5 protein-coding genes and 1 pseudogene are annotated in these 6,957 nt (G+C 69.8%); 4 read left to right on the forward strand and 2 right to left on the reverse strand.

The annotated features are described in order from the left end of the window. Together ACFE7U_RS16895 and ACFE7U_RS16900 are read right to left on the reverse strand one after the other, a co-directional pair. Positions 1 to 437: class I SAM-dependent methyltransferase (locus ACFE7U_RS16895; RefSeq protein WP_375410876.1), on the reverse strand; the 437-nt coding region annotated here is incomplete at its 3' end. Positions 438 to 446: 9 nt separating this feature from the next. After that, on the reverse strand, positions 447 to 2,045 hold the full coding sequence (locus tag ACFE7U_RS16900) for a gamma-glutamyltransferase family protein (protein ID WP_375410877.1): 1,599 nt from the start codon (positions 2,043 to 2,045) through the stop codon (positions 447 to 449). Between the two features lie 330 nt (positions 2,046 to 2,375). Between ACFE7U_RS16900 and ACFE7U_RS16905 the strand changes: the two genes are divergently transcribed. The 4 genes and pseudogenes from ACFE7U_RS16905 to ACFE7U_RS16920 form a co-directional block, all read left to right on the forward strand. Beyond that, positions 2,376 to 4,754, forward strand: coding sequence for an ATP-binding protein (locus tag ACFE7U_RS16905; protein WP_375410878.1), 2,379 nt, complete (start codon positions 2,376 to 2,378; stop codon positions 4,752 to 4,754). Next, the gene (locus tag ACFE7U_RS16910; RefSeq protein ID WP_375410879.1) at positions 4,751 to 6,121 is read left to right on the forward strand and encodes a sigma-54-dependent transcriptional regulator; all 1,371 of its coding nucleotides are present in this window, start codon (positions 4,751 to 4,753) and stop codon (positions 6,119 to 6,121) included. The genes ACFE7U_RS16905 and ACFE7U_RS16910 overlap by 4 nt, the downstream gene beginning before the upstream one ends. Before the next feature lie 182 nt (positions 6,122 to 6,303). Further along, entirely contained in the window at positions 6,304 to 6,564 is a 261-nt protein-coding gene (gene hfq, locus ACFE7U_RS16915) for an RNA chaperone Hfq (RefSeq protein ID WP_375410880.1), read from the forward strand. 128 nt (positions 6,565 to 6,692) lie between these two features. Beyond that, positions 6,693 to 6,957 (forward strand): annotated as a pseudogene (locus ACFE7U_RS16920) (GTPase HflX); the annotation flags it as partial.

Consider the following 6,957-nt stretch of genomic DNA (forward strand, 5'->3'; position numbering starts at 1 on the left):
CCCGGCACCAGGGCGCGGCGCAGGTTGGCGAAGGCCGCCACCGAGTCGTCGAAGAACATCACGCCGAAGCGCGAGATGATGTGCTCGAACACCGCGCTGCCGAAATCGTGGCTCTGCGCGTCGGCCTCGACGAAGGCGATGGGCGCCCCGCCGAGCGCGTCGATCGCGGCGCGCTCGCGGGCCACGGCCAGGAGCGGCGCCGAGACGTCGACGGCCACGACCCGGCCGCGGGCGCCGAGTTCGCGCGATGCCCTGACGGCGCAGTCGCCGGCCCCGCAGCCGACGTCGAGGACGGGGCTGTCCGGCCGCAGGGCGGCATCCTGGAACAGGGCTGCGGTGAGCGGCGCGAACACCGCGTCGATGCCGCGCTGGTTGCGTGCCCAGCGCCGGCCGGCCTCGCCGTTCCAGTATTCGGCTTGGGTGACGATGTCGGCCATGGTCGCCCCTTACAGCCCTTCGGCGCCGCCATCGGAGCGCGGATCGTGGGTCGCCTCGATTCGTCCGTTGCCGGGGTGGCGCACCAGCATGCCGGCATGTCCGAGCGAGTCGATATAGGCGTCCCCGAGTTCCTCGATCTCGTGGCCCATGCTGCGCAGGGCCGCGATGCAGGCGGGATCGAACCGGTCCTCGACCTTCACGCTGAGCGATTCCGCCCCCCAGGTCCGCCCGTAGAGGAGGCGCGGCGCGTCGACCGCGTCGGCGACGCTCATGCGATAATCGGCGTAGCGCGAGAAGATCTGGGCCTGGAACTGCGGCTGCCCGTCGCCGCCCATGCTGCCGTAGGACATCACCCGGCCGTCGTCGAAGCAGGCGAGCGCTGGGATCAGGGTGTGGAACGGGCGCCGGCCCGGCTCCAGCGGGTTCACCGCCTTGGGGTCGAGGGAGAACGAGGTGCCGCGGTTCTGCCAGTGGATGCCGGTCTTCGGCAGCACCACGCCGGAGCCGTATTCCCAGTAGATCGACTGGATGTAGGAGACCGCCATCCCGTGGCCGTCGATGGCGCCCATCCAAACGGTGTCGCCGTCGCCCGGATTGCGCAGGGGAACGCTCGCGGCGCGCCGCATGTCGATCTGCGCGGCCTCGCGGTCGAGGAAGCCGGCCTCGAGGAAGCGCGACGGGTCGCCGTCGAGCCGGTCGAAATCGGTGACGAAGCGGTCGCGCACGGCAAAAGCCCGCTTCGTCGCCTCGATCAGCCCGTGGTAATGCGCCGTGGTCTCGGGCCGGTCGATCTTGAGGCGCTCGAACAGGCCGAGGATGATCAGGGCCGCCAGCCCCTGGGTCGGCGGCGGGAAGTTGTAGAGCACCGCGTCGCGCCGCCGGAGCGAGAGGGGCGCGCGCTCGCGGGAGGCGTAGGCCCTGAGGTCCTCCCGCGTCACCGGCGCGCCGAGGCGTTCGAGGTCGGCGGCGATCTCCCGGGCGATGTCGCCCTGGTAGAAGTCGTCGAGCCCCGCATGGGCGAGCTGGTCGAGGGTCGCGGCGAGGGCGGGCAGGCGGCGCATCGCGCCCGCCGCGTAGGGCTTGCCGGAATCGAGGAAGACCTCGGCGAAGCCCGGCTGGTCGTGGAGGGTGTCGAGTTCCTTGGGGACGTAGCGCGCCTCCGAAGGCGAGACCGCCACCCCGTCGCGGGCATGGCGGATCGCGTCGGCGAGCAGCACCGGCAGCGGCAGACGCCCGCCCAGCGCCTGGGCGAGGTCGAGGGCGAGCCGCCATCCGCCGATCGCGCCGGCCACGGTGACGGCGGCATCGGCCCCGCGCGAGGGAATCGTCTCGTAGCCCTTCTCACGATAGCGCGGGATCGTCGCCAGGCTGCCGGCCGGCCCGCAGGCCTCGATGCCGCGCACCCGCCCGCCGGGCTCGCGCACCAGCCAGAAACCGTCGCCGCCGATGCCGTTCATGTGCGGGTAGACCACCGCGATCGCGGCCGCCATCGCCGCCATCGCCTCGATGGCGTTGCCCCCTTGCGCGAGCACGCTCTGGCCGGCCTTGGCCGCGAGGTGGTGGGGCGCCGCGACGGCGGCCGAGGCGAAGACGGGGGTATCTGGCATGGGGGTCTCGAGGTGGGGGTCCGGGGAATGGTGGGCGAGCGCTCGCGCGTTGGCTACGCTAGCGAGCCATGGCCATGCTTGCAAAAGCGAACGGCGAAACGGTCGATATTCGCCGGGTGGCGGGCAGCACGCCATGGTCGAGGAGGATTTCGCCGCCTTCGGTGTGCCGGTCGCGAATCCTTGGCCGGGCGATTGAACCCAGGCGTCGCCTTCGGTCGTGATCCGCTGCCGGACGCGGCCCTTTCGCAGCCACGTCAGGGCATCCGACAGGGGCCGAGAAAGCCCGATTCGTATTAATTTCGCCACACTGTTGTGGCGATGCATCAGGCCATGGCGTGGCTTCGACGTTCCACCAATGCGGGGCCTTCCGAGGAACCCGGCGAGCCTCCGGATCGGACCTCCGATCCTGGGGTCGGCGGGGTCGCGGCCGGGGAACCGGCGCCAGTCCTGATCAAGCCGCCGCCGCGCGGGCCGGGCTGGATCGGCGCCATCGTGGTCGCCACCGCCCTGATCTCGGCTATCGCGACGTTCCTGATCCTGGCCGGCGTCATCCGGGTCACGCCGACGCCCACCGTCGGCGTCACGCTGATGGGCATCAACGTCTTCCTGGTCCTCAGTCTCGTGGTGATCATCGCCTGGGAGGCGCGGGTCTTCCTGCACGCCCGCAAGGCCAACGCGGCGGTGGCGCGGCTGCACACCCGCATCGTCGGCCTGTTCAGCCTCATCGCGATCCTGCCCACCGTCCTGCTCGCGGTGGTGGCCGCGGTGACCATCGACCGGGGGCTGTCGCTGGGCTTCACCGACAGGGTCCGCGACGTGGTGCTGAAATCCGTGGAGGTGGCCGACGCCTACCAGGAGAACCAGTGCCAGAGTCTCGCCCGCGAGATCCGCATCCTCGCCGACGACCTCACCCGGGCGCGACCGAACTTCGACGTCAACCGGGACTGGTTCCAGACCTTCCTGACGACGCGGGCGACGGCTCTCGGCCTGCCGGTAGCCGAGATCATGCGCGGGCCCACCGACGTGGTGGCGCGCGCCAAGATCGACATCATCAAGGAGCGCCGCCTGCCCTCGGCCGCCGCCTTCGAGGAGGCGGCCAAATCCAGCGACCCGATCTGCCTCGTGCCGACGGAAGGACGCGTCTTCGCCGCCCTCCTGCGCATGACGGCCTATGACGGGGCCGTGCTTCTGGTGCAGCGCGAGGTGAGCCAGCTCGCGGTGGAGTTCCCCGGCGTGTCGCGGGCGGCGGCCGCCGAGTACCTCACCTACGACTCACTCAAGCGCTCGATCCAGATCACCTTCGCGTCGATCTTCGTGCTGATCGCGCTGATCGCGCTGCTCTCGGCGGTGTGGTTCGGCCTCAACTTCGCCAACCGCTTCGTCGCCCCGATCCGCCGGCTCATCAACGCCGCCGATCAGGTCGCGTCCGGCAACTTCTACGCCCAGGTCCCGGCCCGGAAGACCGACGGCGACCTCGCCCATCTCGGGGAGAGCTTCAACAAGATGACCCAGGAGCTGCGCCGCCAGCACGATGGGCTGATGGCGGCCAGCGACCTCATCGACCGCCGGCGGCGGTTCACGGAGGCCGTGCTCTCGGGCGTCTCGCCGGGGGTGATCGGCGTCGATGCGGCCGGCCTCGTCACCATCGCCAACCCCTCGGTGGAACGCACCCTCGGGGTCCGGGCGGAGGACATCGTCGGTCAGCCCCTGACGCAGGTCGTCCCCGAGCTGCAGAACCTGTTCCCGGACGGCGTGGAGGGCCGCCAGCGCGCCCTGCAGCAGCAGATCCAGCTCACCCGCGACGGGCGCGAGCGCACGGTGACGGTGCGGGTCACCAGCGAGCAGGCGCAGGGCGGCACCCGCGGCTTCGTCGTGACCCTCGACGACATCACCGACCTCGTCTCGGCCCAACGCACCTCCGCCTGGGCGGACGTGGCGCGCCGCATCGCCCACGAGATCAAGAACCCGCTGACCCCGATCCAGCTCTCGGCCGAGCGCATCCGGCGCAAGTACGGCAAGGTCATCGTCGAGGACCGCGAGGTGTTCGACCAGTGCACGGCCACGATCGTGCGGCAGGTCGACGAGATCAAGCGCATGGTCGACGAGTTCTCGTCCTTCGCGCGAATGCCGAAGCCGGCCATCGCGAAGAACGACCTCGGCGAGATCGCCCGCCAGAACCTGTTCATGATGCGGGTGGCCCACCCCGATCTCAGCTTCGGCTTCAAGGGCGAGGATGGCGGAACGCCGCTCATCGCCGCCTTCGACATCCGCCTCCTGTCGCAGGCGATCACCAACATCCTCAAGAATGCCGTCGAGGCGGTGATGGCGGTGCCGGAGGCCGAGCGCGGCGAGGGCCGGGTCGACGTGGCGCTCCTCGTCGAGGACGCCTTCGCGGTGATCGAGGTCACCGATACCGGCAAGGGTTTTCCCGCCGAGGGGCGCCAGCGCCTGCTCGAGCCCTATATGACGACCCGCGAGGGGGGCACCGGGCTCGGCCTCGCCATCGTCAGCAAGGTGCTCGAGGAACATGGCGGCGGAATCGAGTTGAACGACAACCCGACGGGCCGGGGCGGGCAGGTGCGCATGCGCATTCCTCGCGACGTCCAGCCTGCCGGGACGAGTGAGGAGAAGCGGGGGCGCCACGCCGCCGCGACGGACAAGAAGGGCGCCGCACCGACGGGCCCCGAGATCGCGGAGATCCTGACATGAGCGCCGATATCCTGATCGTCGACGACGAGGCCGACATCCGCGACCTCGTCGCCGGCATCCTCGACGACGAAGGCCACCGCACCCGCACCGCCGGCGGCTCCGACGAGGCGCTGGCGGCGATCGAGTCGCGCCGGCCCCACCTCGTCTTCCTCGACATCTGGCTGCAGGGCTCGCGCCTCGACGGCCTGCAGGTGCTCGACCAGATCAAGGCCGGGCATCCCGACCTGCCCGTCGTGATGATCTCCGGCCACGGCAACATCGAGACGGCGGTGGCGGCGATCAAGGCGGGGGCCTACGACTTCATCGAGAAGCCGTTCAAGGCCGACCGCCTCATCCTGGTCGCGGAACGGGCGCTCGAGACGTCGCGCCTGCGCCGCGAGGTCCGCGACCTCAAGACCCGTTCGGGCCAGGCGAGCCGGATGGTCGGCGGCTCGGTCGCGGTGAACCAGCTGCGCCAGACCGTCGAGCGCGTGGCCCCCACCAATGCCCGCGTGATGATCCTGGGCTCGCCGGGCTCCGGCAAGGAGCTCTCCGCGCGCACCCTGCACGCCTCCTCGGCACGGTCGAACGGCCCCTTCGTCGTCATCAACGCGGCGACCATCACGCCCGAGACCATGGAGGCCGAGCTGTTCGGCGTCGAGGCCGGGGAGGGCCGGGTGCGCCGCGTCGGCGCCCTGGAGGAGGCCCATGGCGGCTCCCTCTACATCGACGAGGTCGCCGACATGCCGCGCGAGACCCAGAACCGGATCCTGCGCGTGCTCGTCGACCAGAACTTCCAGCGGGTCGGCGGCACCACGCGGGTGCATGTGGACGTGCGGATCATCTCGTCCTCCTCGCGGGATCTCGCGGAAGAGATCGCCGGGGGACGTTTTCGCGAAGACCTGTTCCACCGGCTCTCGGTGGTGCCGATCCGCGTGCCCTCCCTGTCCGAGCGCCGCGAGGACGTGCCGGAGCTGATCACGTTCTTCATGGAGCAGATCTCGGGCGCCACCGGCCTGCCGCGCCGGCGCATCGCCGAGGACGCCATGGCGGTGCTGCAATCGCACGACTGGCCCGGCAACGTGCGCCAGCTGCGCAACAACGTCGAACGCCTGATGATTCTCACCCACACCGACCCGGAGCAGGAGGTCACCTCCGAGATGCTCCCCACCGAGATCGGCGCCCTGGTGCCGACGACGCCGAACGGCGCGGGTGGCGAGAAGCTGATGAGCCTGGCGTTGCGCGAGGCCCGCGAGATCTTCGAGCGCGAGTACCTCATCGCCCAGATCGCGCGGTTCTCGGGCAACATCTCGCGCACCGCCGAATTCATCGGCATGGAACGCTCGGCTCTCCACCGGAAGTTGAAGTCGCTCGGCATCGGCTCCTGAGGCCGGCACCCATCTGAGCTGGAGACGGACGCCATCATCCTCTTGCATCGCGGCAGCGTTGCACGTGTAATGGTGGTGCTTGTCGTTCAGGGGACGAAGTCGAGACGGCGGCCGATGGGAGCCGCGACTGAAGCGGACCCGTCGATCGCGATGGGCGGCACAATTAAAAAAGGATAAGAAAAATGGCGGCCGAACGCTCTCAGAATCTTCAGGACACGTTCCTCAATCACGTTCGCAAGAACAAGATCCCGCTCACGATCTTCCTCGTCAACGGCGTCAAGCTGCAGGGCGTCGTGACCTGGTTCGACAATTTCTGCGTGCTGCTGCGCCGCGACGGCCATTCGCAGCTCGTCTACAAGCACGCGATCTCGACGATCATGCCGGGACACCCGGTGCAATTGTTCGAGCCCGACGAGACGGCGCCGGAGAAGGTCGCCGGATAAGCGCGATCCATCGCGCGAGCTTCCCCCTTTCGCGGCCGAGATGAGACGGCCTGATCGTCAGGCGCTCTTGCTCTGTTGCCGACGAAATCCCACTTCCCGAGGACAGGGATAGGGGCCGCGACAATTGCATGAGTGAGACTTTGACTTCCGGCGAAGCCCGGCTCCAGGCGATGGCGGCTCCGGAAGGCGAGATCGCCGCCGCGACCCATACGCTGGTGATCGGCCCCTACCTCGCGCGGGCCGCATCGGGCGGCAACCGCAGCGAGGCGGTGCGCGCGACGGATGCGCGCCTCGACGAGGCGGTGGGCCTCGCCGCCGCCATCGAGCTCGACGTGGTTGAGGCGATCAGCCTGTCCCTGCCGCGCATCCGCCCGGCGACCTATCTGGGCAAGG

It is taken from the genome of uncultured Methylobacterium sp. (assembly GCF_964251405.1).
Lineage (GTDB): Bacteria > Pseudomonadota > Alphaproteobacteria > Rhizobiales > Beijerinckiaceae > Methylobacterium.